Genomic DNA, 23,193 nt, shown 5'->3' with positions numbered 1-23,193 from the left:
CAAGGCAAGAGGCCATGCAAGCGGCAATGCCTGTCCCCCAGGCCTTCGCAGAGGCGCCGCCGGGCGAGCTCCGGCGTGCGCTGGCGCGCGCCGAGTCGCGCCGCAAGTGGCGCGCCTTTGCGCTCACGGCGCCGCTCCTGGTGTTTTTGCTCCTGACGCTGCTGGTGCCGATCGTGGCGCTGCTGCAGCGCGCGGTCGAGAACCCCGAGGTCGCCAACGCGCTGCCGCGCACCGTGCGCGCGCTCGACGGCTGGAACCGCAAGGAGGCACCCGCGCCCGCGGCCTATGCCGCCATCGCGGCCGACCTCGCCCAGCTGCCCGACAGCTCCGACGCGGGCGCCCTGGCGCGCCGCCTCAACACCGAAATCGCCGGCGCCCGCTCGCTGGTGATGGGCACCTTCCGGGCGTTGCCGATCGCCGGTACGCCGGACGAGGTCAAGGCGCGCATGCTGGAGATCGATCCGCGCTGGGGCGAGCTGCCGTTCTGGCAGGCGATTGCCAAGAACGGTTCGCGCTGGACGCCCGACTACCTGCTCGCCTCGGTCGACCTGCGGCGCGACGTGGCCGGCGAGGTGGAGCGCATGCCCGCCGACCAGCGCGCCTTTGCCGGCATCCTGCTGCGCACCTTCAACATCAGCGCGGTGGTCACCTTCTTCTGCCTGCTGCTGGCTTATCCGCTGGCTTGGTGGCTGTCGACGCTGCCGGCGCGCAAGGCCAACGTGCTGATGATCCTGGTGCTGGTGCCGTTCTGGACCTCCATCCTGGTGCGCGTGGCGGCCTGGATCGTGCTGCTGCAGTCCGAGGGGCTGGTCAACCGCGGCCTCATGGGCATCGGCCTGATCGACCATCCGCTGGCGCTGCTGTTCAACCGCACCGGCGTGATCATCGCGATGGTGCACATCCTGCTGCCCTTCATGATCCTGCCGCTCTACAGCGTGATGAAGAGCGTGCCGCCCACCTACCTGCGCGCGGCCGTCTCGCTGGGCAGCTCGCCGCTGGCGGCCTTCTTCCGCGTGTACGTGCCGCAGACCTATCCGGGCATCGGTGCCGGCGCGCTGCTGGTGTTCATCCTGGCCATCGGCTACTACGTGACGCCGGCGCTGCTCGGCGGCGCGGACGACCAGATGCTGAGCTACTACATCGCGCGCTACACCAACGTGGAAATCAACTGGGGCATGGCCTGCGCGCTGGGCGCCGTGCTGCTCGCCGCCACGCTGGTGCTGTATGCCGTGTACCGCCGCATCGGCAAGGCCGAGCTGAGCCTCGGCTGAGCGGCACGAAGGACACACACGCATGTTCAAGCTTCCCCAATTCCCGGCCTATGCCACCTTCGCCGACAAGCTCGGCTGGTGGGCGGTGCGCGCGGGCTGCATCGCGGTGCTGGCCTTCCTGCTGGCGCCGATCCTGGTGGTGATTCCGCTGTCGTTCTCCGACAGCTCGTTCCTGGCCTACCCGATCCGGGGCTGGTCGCTGCAGTGGTACCGCAACCTCTTCGATTCGCCCGAGTGGGGGCGCGCGGCACGCAACAGCTTCATCGTTGCGCCCGCCGCCACGGTGCTGGCCACCGTGCTGGGCACGCTGGCGGCGGTGGGGCTGTCGCGCACGAGCTTCGCCTTCAAGGGCCTGCTCATGAGCGTGCTGATCTCGCCGATGGTGGTGCCGATCGTGGTGGTGGGCGTCGCCACGTATCTCTACTTCGCGCCGCTCGGGCTGGCTGACACCTACATCGGGCTGATCGTGGTGCATGCGGCGCTGGGTGCGCCCTTTGTGCTGACCACCGTGCTGGCCACGCTGGCCGGCTTCAACCACAACCTGGTGCGCGCATCGCTGAGCCTGGGCGAAACGCCGTTCAGAACCTTCATGCGCGTCACGCTGCCGGTGATTGCGCCGGGCGTGATCTCGGGCGCGCTGTTCGCCTTTGCCACCTCGTTCGACGAAGTGGTGGTCACCTTGTTCCTCGCGGGGCCGGACCAGGTCACGCTGCCGCGCCAGATGTTCACCGGCATCCGCGAGAACATCTCGCCCACCATCGCCGCCGTGGCAACGCTGCTGATCGTCTTCACCACCACGCTGCTGCTCGCGCTCGAATGGCTGCGCGGCCGGCGGCGCTGAACCCGCACACGCACCATGCCCACCGCCTCACCGAACCAGCCGCTCGGCGGCAACACGATGCCGCGCTTCGCCGGCCCCGGCACGATGATGCGGCTGCCGTCCGCAACTTCGCCTGAGGGGCTGGACGCGGCCTTCATCGGCGTGCCACTGGACATCGGCACCTCCAACCGGCCGGGCGCGCGCTTCGGGCCGCGCCAGATCCGCGCCGAATCGGCATTGCTGCGGCCCTACAACATGGCCACCGGCGCCGCGCCTTTTGACAAGCTGAACGTGGCCGACCTGGGCGACGTGCCGATCAACACCTATTCGCTCGAAAAATCGATCGACATCATCTCGGACTTCTACGGCGCGGTGCTGGCCGCCGGCTGCGCGCCGCTGACGCTCGGCGGCGACCACACCATTGCGCTGCCGATCCTGCGCGCGGTGGCGCGCAAGCATGGCCCGGTCGCGCTGGTGCATGTGGATGCGCATGCGGACGTCAACGACGACATGTTCGGCGAGCGCATTGCCCACGGCACACCGTTCCGGCGCGCGGTCGAGGAAGGCCTGCTGGCCTGCGACAAGGTCTGGCAGATCGGCCTGCGCGGCACCGGCTACGCGGCGGACGATTTCGACTGGCCGCGCCAGCAGGGCTTCACGGTGGTGCAGGCGCACGAGGTCTGGTACCAGTCGCTGGCGCCGCTGATGGCGCAGGTGCGCGAGCGCATCGGGCCGGCGCACCCGGTCTACATCAGCTTCGACATCGACGGCATCGACCCTTCGTTTGCCGGCGGCACCGGCACGCCCGAGATCGGCGGGCTCACCGTGCCACAGGCGCTGGAGATCGTGCGCGGCTGTCGGGGCTTGAACGTCGTCGGGGCCGATCTGGTGGAGGTGAGTCCGCCCTACGACGTCAGCGGGAACACCGCGCTGCTCGGGGCCAATCTTCTGTATGAGATGTTGTGTGTGCTGCCCGGGGTGCCTTATCGGTGAGGGGCTTTGCGTGGACGCTGCTGTTTTCAGGGCGCGTGCAAAGGCCACCGGGTACTCCCCTCCGCGAATGTCCCCCGCCCTTCGGGCTCCTCCTTAATTTCGCTGCGGGGAGCACCCGATGCCATTCGCACATGGGCGCGGTCGTTCTGCTGGCCGCTCGAGTACCGCGCCCTGACCTTCACTCCAACCCAAATAGAACATTGACAAGGCCTGACACCATGAACATGAAGACCTCTCCCCTCGCACTGCTGAACGATCCGACCCTGCTCAAGACCGATGCGCTGATCGCTGGCGAATGGACAGCGGGCGCGAGCCGCTTCGATGTGAACGACCCGGCCACCGGCCGCAAGCTGGTCGACGTGGCCAATCTCACGCGCGCGGATGCCGCGCATGCCATTGCCGCCGCCGACAAGGCCCTGGCCGCCTGGCGCGGCAAGACCGGCAAGGAGCGCAGCATCGTGCTGCGCAAGTGGTTCGATCTCTTGATCGCCAACACCGAAGACCTCGGCCGCCTGATGACCGCCGAGCAGGGCAAGCCCTTTGCCGAGGCCAAGGGCGAGGTCGTCTACGGCGCGAGCTTCGTCGAGTGGTTTGCCGAGGAAGCCAAGCGCGTGAACGGCGAGGTGCTGCCGCAGTTCGACAACAACCGGCGCCTCCTGGTGATGAAGCAGCCCATCGGCGTGTGCGCGGCGATCACGCCGTGGAATTTTCCGCTCGCCATGATCACGCGCAAGGTGGCGCCGGCGCTGGCCGCGGGCTGCACGGTGGTCATCAAGCCGGCCGAGCTCACGCCGCTCACGGCGCTGGCCGCCGCCGAACTGGCCATGCGCGCCGGCATTCCGGCGGGCGTGCTCAACGTGCTCACGGCCGACAGCGGCAACAGCATCGCGATCGGCAAGGAGCTATGCGAGAGCGGCGTCGTGCGCCACCTGAGCTTCACGGGCTCCACCGAAGTGGGCCGCATCCTCATGAGCCAGTGCGCGCCGACGGTCAAGAAGCTGTCGCTGGAACTGGGCGGCAACGCGCCCTTCCTGGTGTTCGACGATGCGGACGTGGATTCGGCCGTCGAAGGCGCCATGGCCAGCAAGTACCGCAACGCCGGCCAGACCTGCGTGTGCGCGAACCGGCTGTATGTGCAGGAAGGCATCTACGATGCCTTCGTCGAGAAGTTCGCGGCCAAGGTCAAGGCGCTGAAGGTCGGCAACGGCTTTGAAGATGGCGTGGTGCAGGGCCCGCTGATCGAGGACGCGGCCATCGACAAGGTGCAGCGGCATGTGGCCGACGCCGTTGCCAAGGGCGGCCGCGTGCTGGCAGGCGGCCATCGGATGCAGGGCCAGTTCTTCGAGCCCACCGTGATTGCCGACGCCACCGCCGACATGCTGTGCGCGCGCGAAGAAACCTTCGGGCCGTTCGCGCCGGTGTTCCGCTTCAAGACCGAGCAGGAGGGCATCGATGCGGCGAACAACACCGAGTTCGGCCTCGCGAGCTACTTCTACACCCGCGACGTCGGCCGGATCTTCCGCGTGGCGGAAGCGCTGGAATACGGCATGGTGGGCATCAACGCCGGCGTGATCGCCACCGAGCATGTGCCCTTCGGCGGCGTGAAGCAGTCGGGCCTGGGACGCGAAGGCTCGCACCACGGCATGGACGACTACGTCGAGATCAAGTATCTCTGCCTCGGCGACATCCAGAAATAGGAAGCGAGGAAAGGCGGGGCCCGCGCCCCGCCCTGCCCGCTACCGCGCCAGCACCGGCGCCAGGGCCACGCCGGTGTGCGTGCCGAGCCGCACCACTTCCTCCGGCGGCGCCGCGGCCACGATGCGCCCGCCGGCGTTGCCGCCCTCGGGCCCGAGGTCGATGATCCAGTCGGCCTCGGCGATCAGGTCGAGGTCGTGCTCGATCACCACCACGCTGTGGCCGCCGTTCACCAGCCGGTGCAGCACGTGGATCAGCTTCTCGACGTCGGCCATGTGCAGGCCCACGGTCGGCTCGTCGAGCACGTACAGCGTGTGCGGCGCCTTCTGGCCACGGCGCGTGACGTCGTCGCGCACCTTGCTCAGTTCGGTCACCAGCTTGATGCGCTGCGCCTCGCCGCCCGAGAGCGTGGGCGAAGGCTGGCCCAGCGTGAGGTAGCCCAGCCCCACGTCCTTCAGCAGCTGCAGCGGATGGCTGATGTTGGGCATGGCCGCAAAGAACTCGACCGCCTCGTCCACCTCCATCTGCAGCACCTCGCCGATGCTCTTGCCGCGCCAGCTCACGGCCAGCGTTTCGGGATTGAAGCGCGCGCCATGGCAGACCTCGCAGGGCACCTTCACGTCGGGCAGGAAGCTCATCTCGATGGTGCGCACGCCGGCGCCGTCGCAGCCGGGGCAGCGGCCTTCGCCGGTGTTGAAGCTGAAGCGTGCCGGGCCGTAGCCGCGCGCCTTGGCTTCGAGCGTGTCGGCGAACAGCTTGCGGATGGTGTCCCAGAAGCCGATGTAGGTGGCCGGGCAGCTGCGCGGCGTCTTGCCGATGGGGGTCTGGTCGACCTCGAGCACGCGGTCGATGCTCTCGTAGCCTTCGACGCGCTCGCAGCCGGACCAGGCCGGGCGCTTGCCCGCGGCGTCGGCGTCGCGGCCGGCCTTGGTCATGCGCTGGACCACGATGCCATGCACGCTGGCCAGCAGCACGTCGCGCGCGAGCGTGGACTTGCCCGAGCCGCTCACGCCCGTCACCACCACCAGGCGGTGCAGCGGCAGCGTGGCGGTCACGTCCTGCAGGTTGTGCAGATCGGCGCCGTGCACCGTGAGCCAGGCATTGGCACTCGCTCCCTCCCCTCCCGGGGGAGGGGAGGGGTGGGGGCTCGCGGCGTTTGCACGGCCAGCGGTCTTCTTCGAGGCCGTTGTGCCCCATCCCCGGCCCTCCCCCGGAAGGGGAGGGAGAGGAACCAATCGCCGTTCGTGCAAGGGATGCTTGATCGCATCGCGCAGGTAGCGCCCGGTCTGCGAATCGCCCGCCTTCTGGATGTCGGCGACCGAGCCCTCGGCCACGAGGCGGCCGCCGCGCTTGCCGGCGCTCGGGCCGATGTCGATGATGTGGTCGGCGCGGCGGATGGTGTCTTCGTCGTGCTCCACCACCACCAGCGTGTTGCCCTTGTCGCCGAGCTTGTGCAGCGCGTCCAGCAGGATCTGGTTGTCGCGTGCATGCAGGCCGATGGTCGGCTCGTCGAGCACGTAGCACACGCCCTGCAGGTTGCTGCCGAGCTGCGCGGCCAGGCGGATGCGCTGCGCCTCGCCGCCGCTCAGCGTGGGCGCGCCGCGGTCGAGCGTGAGGTAGCCCAGGCCCACTTCTTCGAGGAATTCGAGACGGCTCCTGATCTCGGGCACCAGGTCGCGCGCGATCTCGGCTTCGCGGCCCGTGAGCGCGAGGCCCTCGAACCACTGCCGCACCTCGGTCACGCTCATGCGCGCGAGCTCGGTGATGCCGATGCCGCCCATGCCGTCGGCGACGGATGCGCCGAAGCCCACCGCGCGCGCCGTGGCATTGAGCCGCGTGCCTTCGCAGGTCGGGCAGGCGGTATCGGCCAGGTCTTCGATCTCGGGCTCGGCGAAGGTCTGTTCGCGGCCCTTGTTGTCGTCGTCGCGGATCGAGTCGTCGAAGACCTTGCGCTGGTCCTTGCTGAGCTTGACGCCGGTGCCCACGCAGTCGGGGCACCAGCCGTGCTTGCTGTTGTAGCTGAACAGGCGCGGATCGAGCTCTGCGTAGCTGGTGCTGCAGACCGGGCAGGCGCGCAGCGTGGAGAACACGTTGACGCGGCCGATGCCCGAGGCCGGTGCGCCGGCCATCATCGCGGCCTTGAGGCCGTCGAGCTGGCTCAGCACATGCACCACGCCCTTGCCGTGTTCGAGCGCCTTGGTGAGCGCCTCGCGCAGCTCGGTCTCCTTCGAGGGCAGCACGTCGAGGCTGGCCACCGGCAGCTCGATGCTGTGCTCCTTGAAGCGGTCGATGCGCGGAAAGCCGGTGGTCGGCAAAAAGTCGCCGTCCACGCGCAGGTGCGTGAAGCCGCGCGGCCGCGCCCAGTCGGCCAGCTCGGTGTACACGCCCTTGCGGTTGCTCACCAGCGGCGCGAGCAGGCCGATGTGCTGGCCCTTGAAGTTGCGCATCAGCTGCGCGGCGATGCTGTCGGGCGTTTGCGGCTGCACCGCCGCGCCGTCGTGGATGCAGTGCTGGATGCCGAGCTTCACGTACAGAAGGCGCAAAAAGTGCCAGACCTCGGTGGTGGTGCCCACCGTGCTCTTGCGCCCGCCGCGCGACAGGCGCTGCTCGATGGCCACCGTGGGCGGAATGCCGTAGACCGCATCCACTTCGGGCCGGCCCGCGGGCTGCACGATGCTGCGCGCATAGGCGTTGAGCGATTCGAGATAGCGCCGCTGCCCTTCGTTGAACAAAATGTCGAAGGCCAGCGTCGACTTGCCCGAGCCGCTCACGCCCGTCACCACGCTGAACTTGCCGCGCGGAATGTTCACGCTGAGGTTCTTCAGGTTGTGCTCGCGCGCGTTAACGATCTCGATCGCATGGCCGCCCGGCGCCGTCTTGGCATTGGCGATGTAGCGCCGCGCGGCGCGCTCGGCCACCTTGTAGGCCTCGGGGCCGATGGCCAGGTCGTAGTCGGCCAGCGCCGCGCCGGTGAGCGAGGCGCGGTTCTCGCGCAACTGCTCCGGCGTGCCCTCGGCCACCACCCGGCCGCCGCCCTCGCCGCCTTCGGGGCCGAGGTCGATGCACCAGTCGCTGGCGCGGATCACGTCGAGGTTGTGCTCGATCACGATCAGCGAGTGGCCGGCGTCGAGCAGCTTGCGCAGCGCGCGCATCAGCCGCGCGATGTCGTCGAAGTGCAGGCCGGTGGTGGGCTCGTCGAACAGGAACAGCGTGCCTCGGCGCGCGACCGACTGCTTGCTGGCCGTTGCGCTCTTGGCCGCCTCGGCCAGGAAGCCCGCGAGCTTGAGGCGCTGGGCCTCGCCGCCGCTCAATGTGGGCACCGGCTGGCCGAGCTTGACGTAGTCGAGCCCCACGTCGGAGATCGGCTGCAGCACGCGCAGCACGTCGCGGTCGGCCTCGAACACCGCCGCGGCTTCGGCCACGGTGAGATCGAGCACGTCGGCCACGTTGTAGCTCTTCCCTTTGCGTTCGACCTTCACCTCGAGGATCTCGGGGCGGTAGCGCTTGCCGTCGCAGTCGGGGCAGCGCAGGTACACGTCCGAGAGGAACTGCATCTCGACGTGCTCGAAGCCCGAGCCGCCGCAGGTCGGGCAGCGGCCGTCGCCGGAGTTGAAGCTGAACTTGCTCGCGGTGTAGCCGCGCTGGCGCGAGAGCGCGGCGGTGGCGAAGATCTCGCGGATCGCGTCCCATGCGCCCACGTAGCTCGCGGGATTGGAGCGCGCGGTCTTGCCGATCGGCGACTGGTCGACGAAGACCACATCGCCCAGGTGATCGGCGCCCAGCAGGCGGTCGTGCGCGCCCGGCGTTTCGGTGGCCTTGCCGAAGTGGCGCATGAGCGCGGGTGCCAGCACGTCCTGGATCAGCGTCGACTTGCCCGAGCCGCTGACGCCGGTCACGCAGACCAGCCGCGCGAGCGGAAACTCGACCGTGATGTTCTTGAGGTTGTGCTCGCGCACGCCTTCGAGGATGAGCCGGTGCGTGTTCTCGCTCACCAGCCGCTTGAAGCCCATGCCGATCTTCTTGCGCCCGCCCAGGTACTGGCCCGTGAGCGTGTCGGCATCGCGCAGCTGGTCGGTGCTGCCGTCGAACACGATCTGCCCGCCGCGGATGCCGGGGCCGGGGCCCATGTCGATCACGCGGTCGGCCGCGAGCATCACGGCCGGGTCGTGCTCGACCACCACCAGCGTGTTGCCGGCGTCGCGCAGGCGCAGCATGGCCTCGGTGATGCGGTTCATGTCGCGCGGATGCAGGCCGATGCTGGGCTCGTCGAGCACGAACAGCGTGTTGACCAGCGAGGTGCCGAGCGCGGTGGTGAGATTGATGCGCTGCACCTCGCCGCCCGACAGCGTGCGGCTTTGCCGGTCGAGCGTGAGGTAGCCGATGCCGACGTCGTGCAGGTAGCGCAGGCGGGTGGTGATTTCTTCATGGAGGAGCTTGAGCGCCTGGGCTTCGCCCTGTCTTGCTCCTTCCCCCGCCGGGGGAAGGCCGGGATGGGGGCTCTCGGCCTCCACCACCGCCGCAGCTTTTGCAGAGGCCGCGTGCCCCCACCCCTGCCCTCCCCCGGCGGGGGAGGGAGCCAAGCCCATGCGGTCGAAGAACCGCCGCAGCCGCTCGATCGGCAGCAGCATCAAATCATGCAGGCACAGCCCCGGCAGCGCCTCCAGCCGCGCGCGCGTCCACTTCACGCCGGCCGGCATGAAGCGCTTGGCGGGCTCCAGCACCGCGTCCGCGTCTTCCTTGCTGCCGATGCGCCAGATCAGGCTGTCGAGCTTCAGGCGCGCGCCGCTGCAGGTGGGGCACGGCGTGTAGCTGCGGTACTTGGACAAGAGCACGCGGATGTGCATCTTGTAGGCCTTGCTCTCCAGGTACGCGAAGAAGCGGCGCACGCCATACCACTGCTTGTTCCAGTTGCCCTCCTTGTAGTTGGGCGTGCCCTCGATCACCCAGTGCTTCTGCTCGTCGGTGAGCTTGTTCCACGGCGTGTCGCGCGGAATGCCGGCCGCCTCGGCGTGGCGCATGAGGTCGTCCTGCGCTTCCTTCCAGGCGGGGGTCTGGATGGTCTTGATCGCGCCGGCGCGCAGCGTGAGCTTGTCGTTGGGAATCACGAGGCCCAGGTCGACGCCGATCACGCGGCCGAAGCCGCGGCAGGTGTCGCAGGCGCCGACGGCCGAGTTGAACGAGAACATCGACGGGATCGGGTCGGCGTAGCGGATGTCGCTTTCGGGGCAGTGCAGGCCGGTGGAGAACTTCCACACGTCCGCGGGTGCGTTCTCGTCGGCGCCGGTGGCATGCACCGTGACCCGCCCGCTGCCGCGCTTGAGCGCCACCTCGATGGCCTCCACCACGCGCGCGCGCTCGGCGCTCGAGATGCGGAAGCGGTCGGCCACCACGTCGAGCATCTTGCGCGGGCCGGTGGGCGTGGCCACCTCGCGCTCGGACTGCACGCGCGTGAAGCCGCTGGCCGAGAGCCATTGCGTCACTTCATCGGCCGAGGTGCCGGCCGGCAGCTCGACCGGGAAGGTGACCACCAGCCGCGGATCGCCCGCCGCAGCCGCGCGCTCGGCGATCTGCGCATAGATGCTGTCGGGCGAGTCGTGGCGCACCGGCAGCGCAGTCTCGCGGTCGAACAGCTGGGCCGCGCGCGCATAGAGCAGCTTCAGGTGGTCGTTGAGTTCGGTCATCGTGCCGACCGTGGAGCGCGAGGAGCGCACCGGGTTGGTCTGGTCGATGGCGATGGCGGGCGGCACGCCCTCCACCTTGTCGACGGCCGGCTTGTCCATGCGGTCCAGGAACTGGCGCGCGTAGGCGGAAAAGGTCTCCACGTAGCGCCGCTGGCCCTCGGCATAGAGGGTGTCGAACACGAGGCTCGATTTGCCCGAGCCGCTGGGCCCGGTGACCACGGTCATCTCGCCGGTGCGGATGTCGAGGTCGAGGTTCTGGAGGTTGTGCTGGCGCGCGCCGCGAATCCGGATGGAGCCCTGTGTCATGAATGCCTTGGGGGTGGGGCAAACATTCTAGGGAGTGGCCGGTGACGTATTCGTGCACTCCGTCACATGGTCTGTGGCCGCGCAGGGGTTTGTACGGATTCCGCAAATAACACTTTATGTAACAAATAGCACCTTTGTTTACGTTCCAACACCGCCCTTGAAGTTATCCATGAACAAGCTGCACGTTCTTTGCGCGGCCCTGCTCGCCCTGGCCGCGACATCCGCGCCGGCCCAGGTCCTGATTGGCCAGACCGCGGGCATGACCGGCTCGGTGGCCGCCAGCGTGAACGAAACCATCGGCGGCGCCCAGCTGTTGATCGACGCCGCGAACGCCCAGGGCGGGGTGCACGGCGAGAAGATCGAGGTGCTGCGCATGGACGACGGCTTCGACGTCAAGCGCGCCGCCGAGAACGCCCGCGTGCTGCTCGAGGAGAAGAAGGTGGTGGCGCTCTTCATGAGCCGCGGAACGCCGCATTCGCAGGCCATCATCCCGTGGCTCGACAAGCACGACGTGGCGCTGATCGGCCCTTCGACCGGCGCCATGGTGCTGCACAAGCCGGTGCAAAAGCACGTGTTCAACGTGCGCGCCACCTACCAGCGCGAAGCCGAGAAGGCGATCCAGCACCTGCTCACCACCGGCATCGCGCGCATCGCCGTGGTGCATGTGACCGATTCCTTCGGGCAGGACGCGCTCGAGGGCGCCATGACCGGCTTCGCCAAGGCGCAGGCCAAGCCCGTCGTGACCGTGCCGGCCGACCGCGAGAAGCCCGACTACAAGGCCATCGTGCCGGCCATCCGGGACGCCAATGCGCAGGCGGTGCTGTGGATCGGCTCGGGCGTTGCCGTGGTCGAGGGCATCAAGGCGCTGCGCGCCTCCGGCTCGGCCGCGCAGGTGGTCACCCTGTCGAACAACGCCTCGTCGGGCTTCATCAAGCAGCTGGGCGATGCGAGCAAGGGCGTGATCGTGACCCAGGTGTTCCCGAACGAGCGCTCCATCAGCTACCCCATGGTCAAGGAAGCGCTGGCGCTGGCGCGCGCCAAGGGCCAGGCCGAGCTGTCGCCGGCCGCGCTCGAGGGCTTTGCCTCGGCCAAGGTGCTGCTCGAGGCGCTGCGCCGCGCCGGCCCCAAGCCGACGCGGGCCAAGGTGCTGGCGGCGCTCGAGAGCCTGCGCGGCTACGACCTCGGCGGGCTCGAGATCAGCTACTCGCCGCAGGACCATTCGGGCATCGACTTCGCCGACCTCGCGATCATCAGCGACGGCCGCTTCAAGCGCTGAGCGCGGCGCCGGCGGCGGCGCCAGGGCACTGTCAACTATGGTTTGACAGGGTTTCCACGAGCGAGTGATTGTCACTTGCGGCAACACATTACACATCTTCTGACAGAAGCATCCGCTTCGCCCAAAGGCTGTTCGATGATGAAGATGTTGTCCACGTCCCGCGCTGCTGCGCTGCTCTTTGCCCTGTCCGCGCTCGGCGCGTCGGCGCAGATCGTGATCGGCCAGTCGGCCGACCTGTCGGGCCCGGTGGCCGCCAGCGTGAAGGAAACCATCATGGGCTCGCAGCTGGTCATCGACCAGGTCAACGCCCAGGGCGGCATCAACGGCGAGCAGGTGGAGGTGATCCGGCTCGACGACGGCCTGGACGCGAAGCGCTCGCTGGAGAACACGCGCATCCTGATCGAGGACAAGAAGGTGCTGGCGCTGCTGCTCAACCGCGGCACGCCCAACACCCTGGCCGTGATCCCGCTGCTCGACAAGTACGGCGTGGCGCTGGTGGGCCCTTCCACCGGCGCGATGGCGCTGCACAAGCCGCTGCAGAAGAACATCTTTAACGTGCGCTCGACCTACCAGCGCGAGGCTGAAAAAGCGGTGCAGCACCTGCACACCACGGGCATCCAGCGCATTGCCGTGGTGCAGGCCGACGACTCCTTCGGCAAGGACGCGATGGAAGGCGCGAGCAAGGGCTTCGAGAAGGCCGGGCTCGCACCGGCGGTGCTGGCGCTGGCCGACCGCAGCAAGCCCGACTATTCGGCGATCGTGCCGCAGCTGGTCAAGGCCAATGCGCAGGCGGTGCTGTGGATCGGCTCGGGCACCGCGGTGACCGAAGGCGTGAAGGCGCTGCGGGCCGCGGGTTCGGCGGCACAGATCATCACGCTGTCGAACAATGCGGCTTCGGGCTTCATCAAGGAGCTGGGCTCGGCCAGCGCCGGCGTGATCGTCACGCAGGTGCTGCCCTACGAGCGCTCGTTCGGCCATCCGCTGATCAAGGAGGCGATGGCGCTCGCCAAGGCCAAGGGGCAGACCGAGCTGTCGCCCGCGCTGCTCGAAGGCTTCGTCGCCACCAAGGTGATGGTGGAGGCGCTGCGCCGCACGGGCCCCAAGCCCACGCGCGCCCGGCTGATTGCCACGCTCAACAGCTTCCAGTACGACCTGGGCGGCAACATCGACGTGAGCTATTCGCCGACGGACCACACGGGCATCGACTACGTCGACCTGTCGATCATCAGCGAAGGCCGATTCAAGCGCTGATCGCCGCCGCGCGGCGGCTTGCCTACTTGGGTGCGGCGGCGGGCGCGGGCTCGTGCTGCGCCGCGTCCCCGCCATGCTTCTCGCCCGACATGTCGATCTTGTCGCCGGCTTTCGAGATCACGTACAGGGCAATGGCGGCAAAGACGACGAAGCCGACAACGAGTTTCCACATGGGTTCTGTCTCCTGGGGATGGAATGCGGGGGTTCAAGAAAAAGGCCTCATGCCGACGGCATGAAGCCCCTTTGTTGAACGGAGGGCCGGCTCCCGCCGCCCTCCTGCACTGCCGAACGTGCGTCAGTCGTTCGCGTAGATGTCGACGTTCTTGGTTTCGCGGATGAACAGCGTGCCCACCACCAGCGTGACGCCCGCGATGATGATCGGATACCACAGGCCGTTGTACATGTTGCCGGTCGAGGCCACGATGGCGAAGGCAGTGGTCGGCAGCAGGCCGCCGAACCAGCCGTTGCCGATGTGGTAGGGCAGGCTCATCGAGGTGTAGCGGATGCGGGTGGGGAACAGTTCCACCAGCATGGCAGCGATCGGGCCGTAGACCATGGTGACCAGCAGCACCAGCCAGAACAGCAGCGCGACCGTCAGCGGCTTGTTGATCTTGGCGGGGTCGGCCTTGGCCGGGTAGCCCGCGACCTTCAGGTCTTCGGCCACGCCCTTCTTGAAGGCGGCGATTTCCTTGGCGGAGGTCTCGTCGAACTTGAGGTTCACGACGTTGCCCACGGGCGCCTCGACCGACTTGTCGCCGATCTTCACGACCGCCTTCGAACCCGGCGCGCCGGCCACGTTCTCATAGCTCACCGAGTTCTGCACGAGGTAGCGCTTGGCGATGTCGCAGGAGCTCCTGAAGTCGATCTCGCGCGCCACCGGGTTGCCCTGGAACGAGCAGGTCGCGGGGTCGGCCGTGACGGTGACGCCGGCGGTGGCCTGCGCCTTGGCGAGGTCGGGGTTGGCGGCCTCGGTCAGCATCTTGAAGACCGGGAAGTAGGTGACCACGGCCAGCAGGCAGCCGGCCATGATGATCGGCTTGCGGCCGATCTTGTCCGACAGCGTGCCGAACACCACGAAGAACGGCGTGCCGATCAAAAGCGCGGCCGCGATCATCAGGTTGGCCGTGGTCGCGTCGACCTTGAGCTGCGCCGTCAGGAAGAAGAGCGCGTAGAACTGGCCCGAATACCAGACCACCGCCTGGCCCGCCGTGAGGCCGACCAGCGCCAGGATCACGATCTTGAGGTTCTTCCACTGGCCGAAGGACTCGGACAGCGGCGCCTTCGAGGTCTTGCCCTCGGCCTTCATCTTCTGGAAGGCGGGCGATTCGCTCAGCGACAGGCGGATCCACACCGAGACGCCCAGCAGCAGGATCGACACCAGGAACGGAATGCGCCAGCCCCAGTCGTTGAACACCGCTTCGCCGAGCCATTCGCGCACGCCCAGGATCACCAGCAAGCTCAGGAACAGCCCGAGCGTGGCGGTGGTCTGGATCCACGAGGTGTAGGCACCGCGCTTGCCGTGCGGCGAATGCTCGGCCACATAGGTGGCGGCACCGCCGTACTCGCCGCCGAGCGCGAGGCCCTGCAGCATGCGCAGCGCGATCAGGATCACCGGCGCCGCGACGCCGATGGTGGCGTAGCTGGGCAACAGGCCGACGATGAAGGTCGACAGGCCCATGATCAGGATCGTGACCAGGAAGGTGTACTTGCGCCCGATCATGTCGCCGAGCCGGCCGAACACGATGGCGCCGAACGGCCGCACCAGGAAGCCCGCGGCAAACGCCAGCAGCGCGAAGATGAAGGCTGCGCCGGCATCGAGGCCGCTGAAGAACTGCTTCGCGATGATCGCGGCCAGCGAGCCGTAGAGGTAGAAGTCGTACCACTCGAACACCGTGCCAAGGGAGGAAGCGAAGATGACCTTCTTTTCCTCCGCGGACATGGGCCGGGGGGCCGGATGCGGCATCCCCCTCGAATCCAGTGTTGCTGCCATTTGCGTCGTCTCCTGTGTATGCGTTCGATCGGGCCCGGCATTCGGGACCGTGAAGCATTCTTGGAGGCGCGACTGACCCGAGCCTTTCGCGAAACTGAATCGGCGCTTACGGATTAAGGTGAAACCCGCGGGGTCCGTTTCAGCTTGTAAGAAATCGGCCTTCTGCTCAGCTTTTGCTGCTTCGCAGCAAGGACGGTCGCTGGTCGGCCGCGGCCCATTGCGGGCCGTCGAACCATGCGTCGCCGGCGAGGTAGGCGCGCAGCATCGCGAGGCCGTCGAAGCCCCAGAACAGGCGGCCGTCGACCCTGCAGGTCGGCGTGCCGAATACGCCGAGCTGCAGCGCTTCGTCGGTGTTGCGCTTGAGCAGCGCCTTGTTCTCGTCGCCGTTCATGTCGCGCTTCGGTGCCAGCTGCGCCGCCAGCGCAGCCAGGCGCGCGGCATCGCCGGCTTCCTCGCCGCCGCGCCACACGTTGCGCAGGATGGTCTCGGCCACCAGGCGGCTGATGCTGCCGTCGTCCGAGGTCGACAGCGCGAGCCGCAGGTGCGGCAGCGGGTTGTAGGGGTGCGAGGCCGGCATCTCGATCTGGATGCCGTTCGCATGGCCGAGCCAGAGCACATGGCGGTAGGTCCAGCTGCGCTTGGCGGGAATCTCGGCCGGGCCGAGCTGGCCGTGGTGCTTGAGGATGGCGCCGAGCAGCACCGGCTTGTAGGCCACGCTGCAGCTCAGGCCCTCGAGCGCCTGGGGCAGGTGCTCGAACGCAAGGTGCGCGTAGGGCGAGATGAAGTCGAGATAGAAGTCGATGTGCTTCATGCGTGCTTGTCTCCTGAGGGTTCCGGAATGCGCCAGAGGCCGGCCCGCGCCCGCAGCTCGATCGCGCGCCACACGCCGCGCCGCGCCACGCCGTCCATCCGGCTCCAGCCCGCGATCTCGGGGAGGGTGCGCAGGCAGCCTTCGCAGAAGCCGCTTCGGCTGTCCATGCGGCAGACCGAGGTGCAGGGCGATGGCACATCGGGCGCATCGCCGGCGGCCGGGCGCTGCACGGCCTGGGCGCGTTCGGCCAGCATCAGCGCGGCCTCGGCGTTCACACCACGTCCGCCACCGGCGCGCCGGTGAGCTTCTCGAGGTCTTGCGGGCGCAGCTGGAACACCGCATGCGGATGGCCCGCGGCAGCCCAGATCTCCTCGAAGCGGAACAGCTCGCGGTCGATCAGCACCACCGGCGGCGTGGCATGCGCCACCGGCGACACGCCGCCGATCGTGAAGCCGGTGCGCGCCTTCACGAACTCCGCATCGGCGCGGCCGGTCTTGCCGACCAGCGCATCGACTTTCTTCTCGTCGACGCGCTTGTCGCCCGAGGTGATGACCAGCACCGCCGCGTCGTCGCTCTTGCGCCGGAAGATGATGCTCTTGGCGATCTGCCCGACCAAAATGCCGAGCGCGTCGGCCGCCTGCTGGGCGGTGCGGCAGGCGTCGTCGAGCATGCGCGGCGAATGGGGGTGGCCCGCGTCCTGCAGCATGCGCGAGACGCGCTGCACGCCCTCGGGCAGCGAATGAAGTTCAGCGCCGCACATCGTTTCAACCCGCCCGTTTGATGCGCAGGGCCTTCGACGCGCGCGAGTTCGGCTCGCGCCCCAGCGCCTCGCTGATGTACACGCCGGCGTCGATCAGCTTGTCCAGGTCGATGCCGGTTTCGATGCCCATGCCGTGCAGCATGTAGACCACGTCTTCGGTGGCCACGTTGCCCGTCGCACCCTTGGCGTAGGGGCAGCCGCCGAGGCCCGCGGAGGACGACTGGAAGTTCCAGACCCCCAGCTCCAGCGAGGCCAGCGTGTTGACCAGCGCCTGGCCGTAGGTGTCGTGGAAGTGGCCCGAGATCTGGTCCACGCCGAAGTGCGCCAGCGTGGCCTCGATGGCAGCCTTCACCTTGCGCGGCGTGCCCACGCCGATGGTGTCGGCCACGTCCACGCGCTGCACGCCAATGTCCTTCATCAACTTCGCCAGCATGCCCACGCGCTCGGGCGCGACCTCGCCTTCATACGGGCAGCCCACCGTGCACGACATGGCGCCGCGCACATCGATGCCCTTCTCGCGCGCCGCGGCCACCACGGGCGCGAAGCGCTCGATGCTCTCGGCAATGGAGCAGTTGATGTTCTTCTGGCTGAAGGCCTCGCTCGCGGCGCCGAACACCACGATCTCGTCGGGCCACTCCTCGCGCGGCGCGGCAATGGCGGCCTCGAAGCCCTTCATGTTGGGCGTGAGCACCGAGTAGCGCACGCCGGGCTTGCGTTTGATGCCGTGCATCACCTCGGCGTTGTCGGCCATCTGCGGCACCCACTTGGGGCTCACGAAGCTGGTGACCTCGATCTCCTTCAGGCCGGCGTCCTGCAGGCGGTGCACGAGGCCGATCTTGATTTCGGCGGAGACCGGTTGCTTCTCGTTCTGCAGTCCGTCGCGCGGACCGACGTCGATGATCTGGACCTTGGCGGGGAGTTTCATGGGATGTCTCTGGGTTCGCTGGAGAAAGGAAAGAGCGTCCGCCGATTGTCGGCCGTCTGCGTCTTGCATGCTCGGCCGCGCCCGCCGCAGGGGTTGCAATGCCTGCCAGCGGCGTTGCAGATCGCGCCAGCGCCGCGGTTCACGCCGTTTCGCGCTGCACGAAATCCGATGGCGGCTCGGCGGGCGCGGGCGCCTCCACGGCATCGAGCGCATCCACGCGCGCGCCCTCCGGTCCGCTGCGGGCCCATGCGACCAGCGCATCGACCGCAGCGGCCGGGCCCGAGGCCAGCGCCTCCACGCTGCCGTCGCGGCGGTTGCGCACCCAGCCGCGCACGCCCAGGCGCCGCGCGGCCTGCACCATCGACCAGCGATAGCCCACGCCCTGCACCAGGCCGCGGACAACGAGATGGCGGGTAACGGCGGATGGATTCATGGCAGGGGCAGCATCAGTACGACTTGGGCAGGCCGAGCGCCTTTTCCGCGATGAAGTTCAGGATCATCTGCGGACTGACCGGCGCAATGCGCGGAATGTAGCTCTCGCGCAGCAGCCGCTCGACATGGTATTCCTTCGCATAGCCCATGCCGCCCAGCGTGAGAACCGCGTTCTGGCAGGCGTCGTGCGCCGCCTCGGCCGCGAGGTACTTGGCGGCGTTGGCCTCGATGCCGCAGGGCTCGCCCGCGTCGTACAGCGTGGCGGCCTTGAACACCATCAGGTCGGCCGCCTCGAGGTTGGCCCAGGCGCGCGCGAGCGGGTGCGCCACGCCCTGGTTCTGGCCGATCGGCCGGCCGAAGACGACGCGCTCCTGCGCGTACTGCGCCGCGATGCGCAGCGCGGCGCGGCCGATGCCGATGGCTTCGGCCGCAATCAATATGCGCTCGGGGTTGAGCCCGTGCAGGATGTATTCGAAGCCGCGCCCCTCCTCGCCGATGCGGTCTTCCTCCGGCACTTCGAGCCCGTCGATGAAGAGCATGTTCGAGTCCACCGCCGCGCGGCCGAGCTTGTGGATCTCGCGCACCTCGACCTTGGCGCGGTCCAGCGGCGTGTAGAACAGCGTGAGCCCCTGCGTGGGCTTCTTCACCTGATCGAGCGGCGTGGTGCGCGTGAGGATCAGCATGCGGTCGGCCACCTGCGCGGTCGATATCCATATCTTGCGGCCGTGCAGCAGGTAGCTGCCGTTCGGCTGGCGCACCGCCTGCGTCTTGAGGCGGGTGGTGTCGAGCCCCGCGTCGGGCTCGGTCACGGCGAAGCAGGCCTTCTCGGTGCCCGCGATCAGCGGCGGCAGGAAACGCTGGCGCTGTGCCTCGCTGCCGAACACCACCACCGGGTTGAGCCCGAAGATGTTCATGTGCACCGACGAAGCGCCCGACATGCCCGCGCCCGATGCGCTGATGGCACGCATCATCAGCGCCGCCTCGGTGATGCCCAGGCCCGCGCCGCCCTGCGCCTCGGGCATCGCGATGCCGAGCCAGCCGCTGTCGGCCACGGCGCGGTGGAACTCGTGCGGGAACGCGGCGCGGTCGTCGTGGTCGCGCCAGTAGTCGGCGGGAAAGTCTTCGCACAGCCGCTCGATGGCGGCCACCAGCGAGCGCTGGTCTTCATTGAGGGAGAAGTTCATTCGTCGTTGTCCTTGGGTGGAGCCGGCTGCAGCGTGACGCCGCGCGCGAGCAGGTGGTCGATGGCTTCATCGCCATAGCCCACTTCGCGCAGCAGCTCGACGCTCTGCTCGCCGATGCGCGGCGCCATGCGGCGGATGCCCGCGGGCGTGGCGCTGTAGCGTCCGACCGGCGCGAGCGTGCGGATGCGGCCTTCGCTCGGATGGTCGAACTCGGGAAAGAAATCGACCGCGCGCAGGTGCGGATCGTCGATCAGGCTCTCGGTGCTGTGCAGGCGCGCGACCGGAATGTCGGCCGCTTCCAGCGCCGCCATCCAGTCATCGCTGCCGCGCGTGGCCATCACCTCGGCCACGAACGCATAGACCGCGCCGATGTTCGCGGCGCGCGCCGTGTGCGTGCCGAACATCGGCGAGGCGCGCAGCTCGGGCCGGCCGATCAGGTCGAAGAAGGCCTGCCAGTGCTTGTCGTTGTAGATCAGCACGCTGAGGTAGCCGTCGGCCGTGGCGTAGGGCTTGCGGTGCGCAGCGAGCAGGCGCGCATAGCCGGTGGGGCCGAGCGGCGGCTCGAAGCTGTGGCCGCCCAGGTGGTCGCCCATCACAAACTGCGAGAGCGCCTCGAACATCGGCACCTCGACCGCCTGGCCTTTGCCCGTGCGCTGCGCGTGCAGCACGGCCGCGAGCAGCGCGATGGCCGCCTGCAGCCCCACGGCACGGTCGGCCAGCGTGACAGGCGCGTAGCGCGGCGCGCCGCCGCTTTGCTGCGCGAACAGCGAGGCGACGCCGGCCGCGCCCTGGATCAGGTCGTCGTAGGCGGGCTTGCCGGCATAGGGGCCCTCTTCGCCATAGCCGAAGGCGCCGAGATAGACGATCTTCGGATTGGCCGCCGCCACGGCCTCGTAGCCGAGCCCGAGCCGCGCCATCGCCTGGGGGCGCGTGTTGTAGATCAGCGCATCGCAGCCCGCCGCGAGCCGCAGGCACGCCTCGCGGCCTTCGGGCTGCTTCAGGTCGAGCACGATCGAGCGCTTGTTGCGGTTCAGGTGCAGCGCCATCGCGCCCATGCCGGCGTGGCGCATCGGACCCACGGCGCGCAGGTTGTCGCCCGTGGGCGGCTCGACCTTGACGATGTCGGCGCCAAGGTCGCCGAGCGTCTGCGTGGCGTAGGGGCCCATCACCACGGCCGTGAGGTCGAGGATGCGGATGCCGTCGAGTGGTCCAGCGGTGCTCATGTCTTTGCTCCTTCCCCTTCCGGGGGAAGGTGGGGATGGGGGCAGGGAGGGCGCCCGATGGAGGCGCCGCTGGCCCCCACCCCTGCCCTCCCCCGAGAGGGGAGGGAGGAATTCAAATTCAACAGCACGCTCATTCCGGTTGGATGCCCGCAGCCTGGATCAGCTTCTTCCACTTGGCCAGTTCGGACACGGTGAACGCGCCCAGCTCTTCCGGCGTGCTGCCGAAGGCATCGAAGCCCAGTTTCGCCACCCGCTCGCGGAAGGCCGCGCCATTCGCCATCTCCGACAGCACCTTGTTGAGCTTCAGCACCACATCGCGCGGCGTGCCGGCCGGCGCGAACACGCCGTTCCACGAGGTGATGTCGAAGCCCTTGAGCTCGGGCGTCTCGGCCAGCGGCGGCAGTTCCGGAAACAGCTTGGTGCGCTCCTGCGTGGTCACGGCAATCGCGCGCATCTTGCCGGCCTTCACGGTGGCGAGCCCCGCGGCCAGGTCGACCACCATCATCGACACCTGCCCGCCGATCAGGTCGGCAATGGCGGGCGGCGTGCTCTTGTAGGGCACGTGCAGCATCGGCACGCCGCTCATGCGCGAGAGCGTGGCGCCGCTCACGATGCCGGTGCTGTTGCCGCTCGCATAGGTCAGCTTGCCGGGGTGCGCGCGGCCCCAGGCCAGCAGCTCGGCCACGCTCTTCACCGGCAGCTCGTTGTTGACCACCAGCATGAACGGCAGGTTGCCCATGCGGCTCACGGGCGCGAAGTCCTTCACCGGGTCGTAGGGCAGCGACTTCATCAGGCTCGGATTGGCCGAGTGCGTGGTGTTGGTGGTCATGAAGAGCGTGTAGCCGTCGGGCGGCGCCTTGGCCACGAACTCGGCGGCAATCACGCCGTTGGCGCCCGCGCGGTTGTCGACGATGACCGAGGCCTTGAGCGCCTCGCCCAGCATCTGCGCCGTGATGCGCGCCACCGCGTCGGTGCCGCTGCCGGCCGCGAAGGGCACGATCAGCTTGATCGGCTGCTTCGGGTAGCCCTCCTGCGCAAAGGCCCAGGGCGCCGCGCCGGCCAGGCCCGCGGCGGCGCCGATGGAAATGAAACGGCGGCGGCTTGCCACCGCGACCGTGGTTGTCGCGTTCTTCATCGTCTGCATGGTTCTTGTCTCCGGGGGTTGTCGTTCAGGGCCGGATCACGCGCTCCGGCGATTCCTCGTACGGCGGGCTGTAGATGACCAGCACGCGCACCGGCTCGTCGCTCACCACCGTGAAGGTGTGCATCGCATCGGCCGGAAAAAAGCAGCTGTCGCCCGGGTGCAGCTCCTGCCGCTGGCCACCCACCTCGGCGACCGCGCGGCCTTCGAGCATGTAGCAGACCTGCTCGATGCCCGGGTGCGAATGGGGCAGCGCGCCCTTGCCCTTCTGGATATGGCCGACCAGCACCTCGAGCTGCTTCGCGCCCACGGTCTCGGGGCCGATCAGCCGCTTGTTGAGCGTGCCGGTGTGGTTGGCCGGGTGGTAGCCGGCGATGTCGCTTTCGCGGACGAAGTAGCGTGGGGAGGTCATTGTTTCGATCAGCCTTTGTGTTCGATGGCCAGGCAGGCGGAGCGCAGCATGGCGGCCGCCTCGTCGATGCGCGGCTCGAGCCGGTAGCGCGGACCCGCCACCGAGATGGCGTAGGCCTCGCCGCCGATGCGCAACGGCCATGCAAGGCCGACCAGGTCAGGGATGCTTTCGCCGAGGTTGCCGTACCAGCCGCGCGCGGGCGAGCGTTCGAGCTCCTGCTCGATGGCCTCGGGCGTGGTCAGCGTGGCGTCGGTCAGCGGCGCCAGCGGCGTGGCGGCCAGCAGCTTGCGGCGCACCTCGGGCGCGAGCGTGGAGAGCAGCGCGCGGCCCATCGAATTGGCGTAGGCGGGGCGCGTCTCGCCCGCTTCGGCCGAATAGCGGATGCTCTGCGGCGCGCTCAGCACTTCCAGGTAGACGACCGTGTTCGGGTCGCGGAACTTGCCGAACAGCACGGTCTCGCGCGCACCGTCGCGCAGCTCCTCGAGCGCGGGCCGCACGCGGTCGAGCACCGGGTCGTGCGCCGCAATGACCTGCGCCATGGCCAGCAGCCGGCCGGTCGGGTAGTAGCCCTGGCGGCGGCCGGTCTCGTACATGTAGCCCTGCTCTTCGAGCGTGCGGATCAGCCCGAGGCAGCTGGACACCGGCATCTCGAGCAGGCGCGCCATCTCGGACAGCGCCAGCGGCTGCTTCTCCCGGGCAAAGAGCTCGACGATCTCGATCACGCGAAACGCTGTTTTCACAACCATGAAGAAATTTTCGCGTATGTGAAAAACAAAAGCCTCAGGGTTTGCCCCTGGCTGCGCCTCCTTTCAGCGTAGTCGCCGGTAACGCATGCCGTCGTCAGTAGTTTGTCATCGGGCAGGCCCGACCCCGGGGCATGAAGCGTGGGTCGTGGCTGGCGATCGATGACGCATGGTCATAGGATGGAGCTCGGCACTGCTGACGAGGTCGGCGTTTGCTTGGTGTTGCGAACCCGTTCAGTAGTTGGACCCGCAGTCCTGCGAGCACCCCGGAATGTGGCA

Annotated in this window: 19 protein-coding genes; 6 read left to right on the top strand and 13 right to left on the bottom strand. The window is 68.4% G+C overall.

Going from position 1 to position 23,193, the window contains the following annotated elements; all coding sequences use genetic code 11:
- Window positions 1-26 precede the first annotated feature (26 nt).
- From AC1DMS_RS26490 to AC1DMS_RS26475, 4 genes are all read left to right on the top strand, one after another.
- Window positions 27-1,271 carry an ABC transporter permease gene (locus tag AC1DMS_RS26490; protein WP_374987760.1) on the top strand — a complete coding sequence of 415 codons (1,245 nt, stop codon included), beginning with the start codon at window positions 27-29 and terminating at the stop codon, window positions 1,269-1,271.
- Between the two features lie 22 nt (window positions 1,272-1,293).
- The gene (locus AC1DMS_RS26485; protein WP_015867460.1) at window positions 1,294-2,112 is read left to right on the top strand and encodes an ABC transporter permease; all 819 of its coding nucleotides are present in this window, start codon (window positions 1,294-1,296) and stop codon (window positions 2,110-2,112) included.
- A gap of 15 nt (window positions 2,113-2,127) precedes the next feature.
- Entirely contained in the window at window positions 2,128-3,084 is a 957-nt protein-coding gene (speB, locus tag AC1DMS_RS26480; RefSeq protein WP_412511958.1) for an agmatinase, read from the top strand.
- A gap of 218 nt (window positions 3,085-3,302) precedes the next feature.
- Complete coding sequence (locus AC1DMS_RS26475) at window positions 3,303-4,781, top strand: NAD-dependent succinate-semialdehyde dehydrogenase (protein ID WP_412511959.1); 1,479 nt, start codon at window positions 3,303-3,305, stop codon at window positions 4,779-4,781.
- 39 nt (window positions 4,782-4,820) lie between these two features.
- Here AC1DMS_RS26475 and uvrA read toward each other — a convergent pair whose 3' ends face one another.
- Window positions 4,821-10,766 (bottom strand): excinuclease ABC subunit UvrA, encoded by a 5,946-nt coding sequence (gene uvrA, locus AC1DMS_RS26470; RefSeq protein WP_478181952.1) that lies wholly within the window; start codon window positions 10,764-10,766, stop codon window positions 4,821-4,823.
- Window positions 10,767-10,935: 169 nt separating this feature from the next.
- Between uvrA and AC1DMS_RS26465 the strand changes: the two genes are divergently transcribed.
- Together AC1DMS_RS26465 and AC1DMS_RS26460 are read left to right on the top strand one after the other, a co-directional pair.
- Entirely contained in the window at window positions 10,936-12,042 is a 1,107-nt protein-coding gene (locus tag AC1DMS_RS26465) for an ABC transporter substrate-binding protein (RefSeq protein ID WP_018906170.1), read from the top strand.
- A gap of 135 nt (window positions 12,043-12,177) precedes the next feature.
- Window positions 12,178-13,293 (top strand): ABC transporter substrate-binding protein, encoded by a 1,116-nt coding sequence (locus AC1DMS_RS26460; protein ID WP_015867465.1) that lies wholly within the window; start codon window positions 12,178-12,180, stop codon window positions 13,291-13,293.
- A gap of 22 nt (window positions 13,294-13,315) precedes the next feature.
- Here AC1DMS_RS26460 and AC1DMS_RS26455 read toward each other — a convergent pair whose 3' ends face one another.
- From AC1DMS_RS26455 to AC1DMS_RS26400, 12 genes are all read right to left on the bottom strand, one after another.
- A complete protein-coding gene (locus AC1DMS_RS26455) occupies window positions 13,316-13,465 on the bottom strand; it encodes a hypothetical protein (protein ID WP_015867466.1) in 150 nt (49 codons plus the stop codon).
- Window positions 13,466-13,588: 123 nt separating this feature from the next.
- The gene (locus tag AC1DMS_RS26450) at window positions 13,589-15,283 is read right to left on the bottom strand and encodes an MFS transporter (protein ID WP_015867467.1); all 1,695 of its coding nucleotides are present in this window, start codon (window positions 15,281-15,283) and stop codon (window positions 13,589-13,591) included.
- 166 nt (window positions 15,284-15,449) lie between these two features.
- A complete protein-coding gene (locus tag AC1DMS_RS26445; protein WP_018906169.1) occupies window positions 15,450-16,094 on the bottom strand; it encodes a 2-hydroxychromene-2-carboxylate isomerase in 645 nt (214 codons plus the stop codon).
- Window positions 16,091-16,369 (bottom strand): DUF1289 domain-containing protein, encoded by a 279-nt coding sequence (locus AC1DMS_RS26440; RefSeq protein ID WP_412511962.1) that lies wholly within the window; start codon window positions 16,367-16,369, stop codon window positions 16,091-16,093. Before AC1DMS_RS26440 ends, AC1DMS_RS26445 begins: the two co-directional genes overlap by 4 nt.
- Complete coding sequence (locus tag AC1DMS_RS26435; protein ID WP_015867470.1) at window positions 16,366-16,854, bottom strand: YbaK/EbsC family protein; 489 nt, start codon at window positions 16,852-16,854, stop codon at window positions 16,366-16,368. The genes AC1DMS_RS26440 and AC1DMS_RS26435 overlap by 4 nt, the downstream gene beginning before the upstream one ends.
- A gap of 4 nt (window positions 16,855-16,858) precedes the next feature.
- Window positions 16,859-17,779, bottom strand: coding sequence for a hydroxymethylglutaryl-CoA lyase (locus AC1DMS_RS26430; protein WP_018906166.1), 921 nt, complete (start codon window positions 17,777-17,779; stop codon window positions 16,859-16,861).
- Between the two features lie 139 nt (window positions 17,780-17,918).
- Window positions 17,919-18,212, bottom strand: a complete 294-nt coding sequence (locus AC1DMS_RS26425) for an acylphosphatase (protein WP_412511963.1) — start codon at window positions 18,210-18,212, stop codon at window positions 17,919-17,921.
- A 13-nt stretch (window positions 18,213-18,225) separates the two neighbouring features.
- On the bottom strand, window positions 18,226-19,395 hold the full coding sequence (locus AC1DMS_RS26420) for an acyl-CoA dehydrogenase family protein (protein WP_015867473.1): 1,170 nt from the start codon (window positions 19,393-19,395) through the stop codon (window positions 18,226-18,228).
- A complete protein-coding gene (locus AC1DMS_RS26415) occupies window positions 19,392-20,618 on the bottom strand; it encodes a CaiB/BaiF CoA transferase family protein (protein WP_412511965.1) in 1,227 nt (408 codons plus the stop codon). Before AC1DMS_RS26415 ends, AC1DMS_RS26420 begins: the two co-directional genes overlap by 4 nt.
- A gap of 130 nt (window positions 20,619-20,748) precedes the next feature.
- Window positions 20,749-21,762 (bottom strand): Bug family tripartite tricarboxylate transporter substrate binding protein, encoded by a 1,014-nt coding sequence (locus AC1DMS_RS26410; protein WP_412511966.1) that lies wholly within the window; start codon window positions 21,760-21,762, stop codon window positions 20,749-20,751.
- Window positions 21,763-21,787: 25 nt separating this feature from the next.
- Window positions 21,788-22,171 (bottom strand): cupin domain-containing protein, encoded by a 384-nt coding sequence (locus AC1DMS_RS26405; RefSeq protein WP_412511967.1) that lies wholly within the window; start codon window positions 22,169-22,171, stop codon window positions 21,788-21,790.
- An 8-nt stretch (window positions 22,172-22,179) separates the two neighbouring features.
- On the bottom strand, window positions 22,180-22,917 hold the full coding sequence (locus AC1DMS_RS26400) for an IclR family transcriptional regulator (protein ID WP_307595618.1): 738 nt from the start codon (window positions 22,915-22,917) through the stop codon (window positions 22,180-22,182).
- Window positions 22,918-23,193 lie beyond the last annotated feature (276 nt).

It is taken from the genome of Variovorax sp. 05T418, from assembly GCF_056396385.1.
Note: the sequence above shows the minus strand (reverse complement) of the source record. Positions and strands in the feature narration are given on the sequence as shown.

Coding starts and splice junctions, on each gene's coding strand:
- AC1DMS_RS26490 (WP_374987760.1), top strand. CDS start 27: ATGCCTGTCCCCCAGGCCTTCGCAGAGGCGCCGCCGGGCGAGCTCCGG.
- AC1DMS_RS26485 (WP_015867460.1), top strand. CDS start 1,294: ATGTTCAAGCTTCCCCAATTCCCGGCCTATGCCACCTTCGCCGACAAG.
- speB (WP_412511958.1), top strand. CDS start 2,128: ATGCCCACCGCCTCACCGAACCAGCCGCTCGGCGGCAACACGATGCCG.
- AC1DMS_RS26475 (WP_412511959.1), top strand. CDS start 3,303: ATGAACATGAAGACCTCTCCCCTCGCACTGCTGAACGATCCGACCCTG.
- uvrA (WP_478181952.1), bottom strand. CDS start 10,766: ATGACACAGGGCTCCATCCGGATTCGCGGCGCGCGCCAGCACAACCTC.
- AC1DMS_RS26465 (WP_018906170.1), top strand. CDS start 10,936: ATGAACAAGCTGCACGTTCTTTGCGCGGCCCTGCTCGCCCTGGCCGCG.
- AC1DMS_RS26460 (WP_015867465.1), top strand. CDS start 12,178: ATGATGAAGATGTTGTCCACGTCCCGCGCTGCTGCGCTGCTCTTTGCC.
- AC1DMS_RS26455 (WP_015867466.1), bottom strand. CDS start 13,465: ATGTGGAAACTCGTTGTCGGCTTCGTCGTCTTTGCCGCCATTGCCCTG.
- AC1DMS_RS26450 (WP_015867467.1), bottom strand. CDS start 15,283: ATGGCAGCAACACTGGATTCGAGGGGGATGCCGCATCCGGCCCCCCGG.
- AC1DMS_RS26445 (WP_018906169.1), bottom strand. CDS start 16,094: ATGAAGCACATCGACTTCTATCTCGACTTCATCTCGCCCTACGCGCAC.
- AC1DMS_RS26435 (WP_015867470.1), bottom strand. CDS start 16,854: ATGTGCGGCGCTGAACTTCATTCGCTGCCCGAGGGCGTGCAGCGCGTC.
- AC1DMS_RS26430 (WP_018906166.1), bottom strand. CDS start 17,779: ATGAAACTCCCCGCCAAGGTCCAGATCATCGACGTCGGTCCGCGCGAC.
- AC1DMS_RS26425 (WP_412511963.1), bottom strand. CDS start 18,212: ATGAATCCATCCGCCGTTACCCGCCATCTCGTTGTCCGCGGCCTGGTG.
- AC1DMS_RS26420 (WP_015867473.1), bottom strand. CDS start 19,395: ATGAACTTCTCCCTCAATGAAGACCAGCGCTCGCTGGTGGCCGCCATC.
- AC1DMS_RS26415 (WP_412511965.1), bottom strand. CDS start 20,618: ATGAGCACCGCTGGACCACTCGACGGCATCCGCATCCTCGACCTCACG.
- AC1DMS_RS26410 (WP_412511966.1), bottom strand. CDS start 21,762: ATGCAGACGATGAAGAACGCGACAACCACGGTCGCGGTGGCAAGCCGC.
- AC1DMS_RS26405 (WP_412511967.1), bottom strand. CDS start 22,171: ATGACCTCCCCACGCTACTTCGTCCGCGAAAGCGACATCGCCGGCTAC.
- AC1DMS_RS26400 (WP_307595618.1), bottom strand. CDS start 22,917: ATGGTTGTGAAAACAGCGTTTCGCGTGATCGAGATCGTCGAGCTCTTT.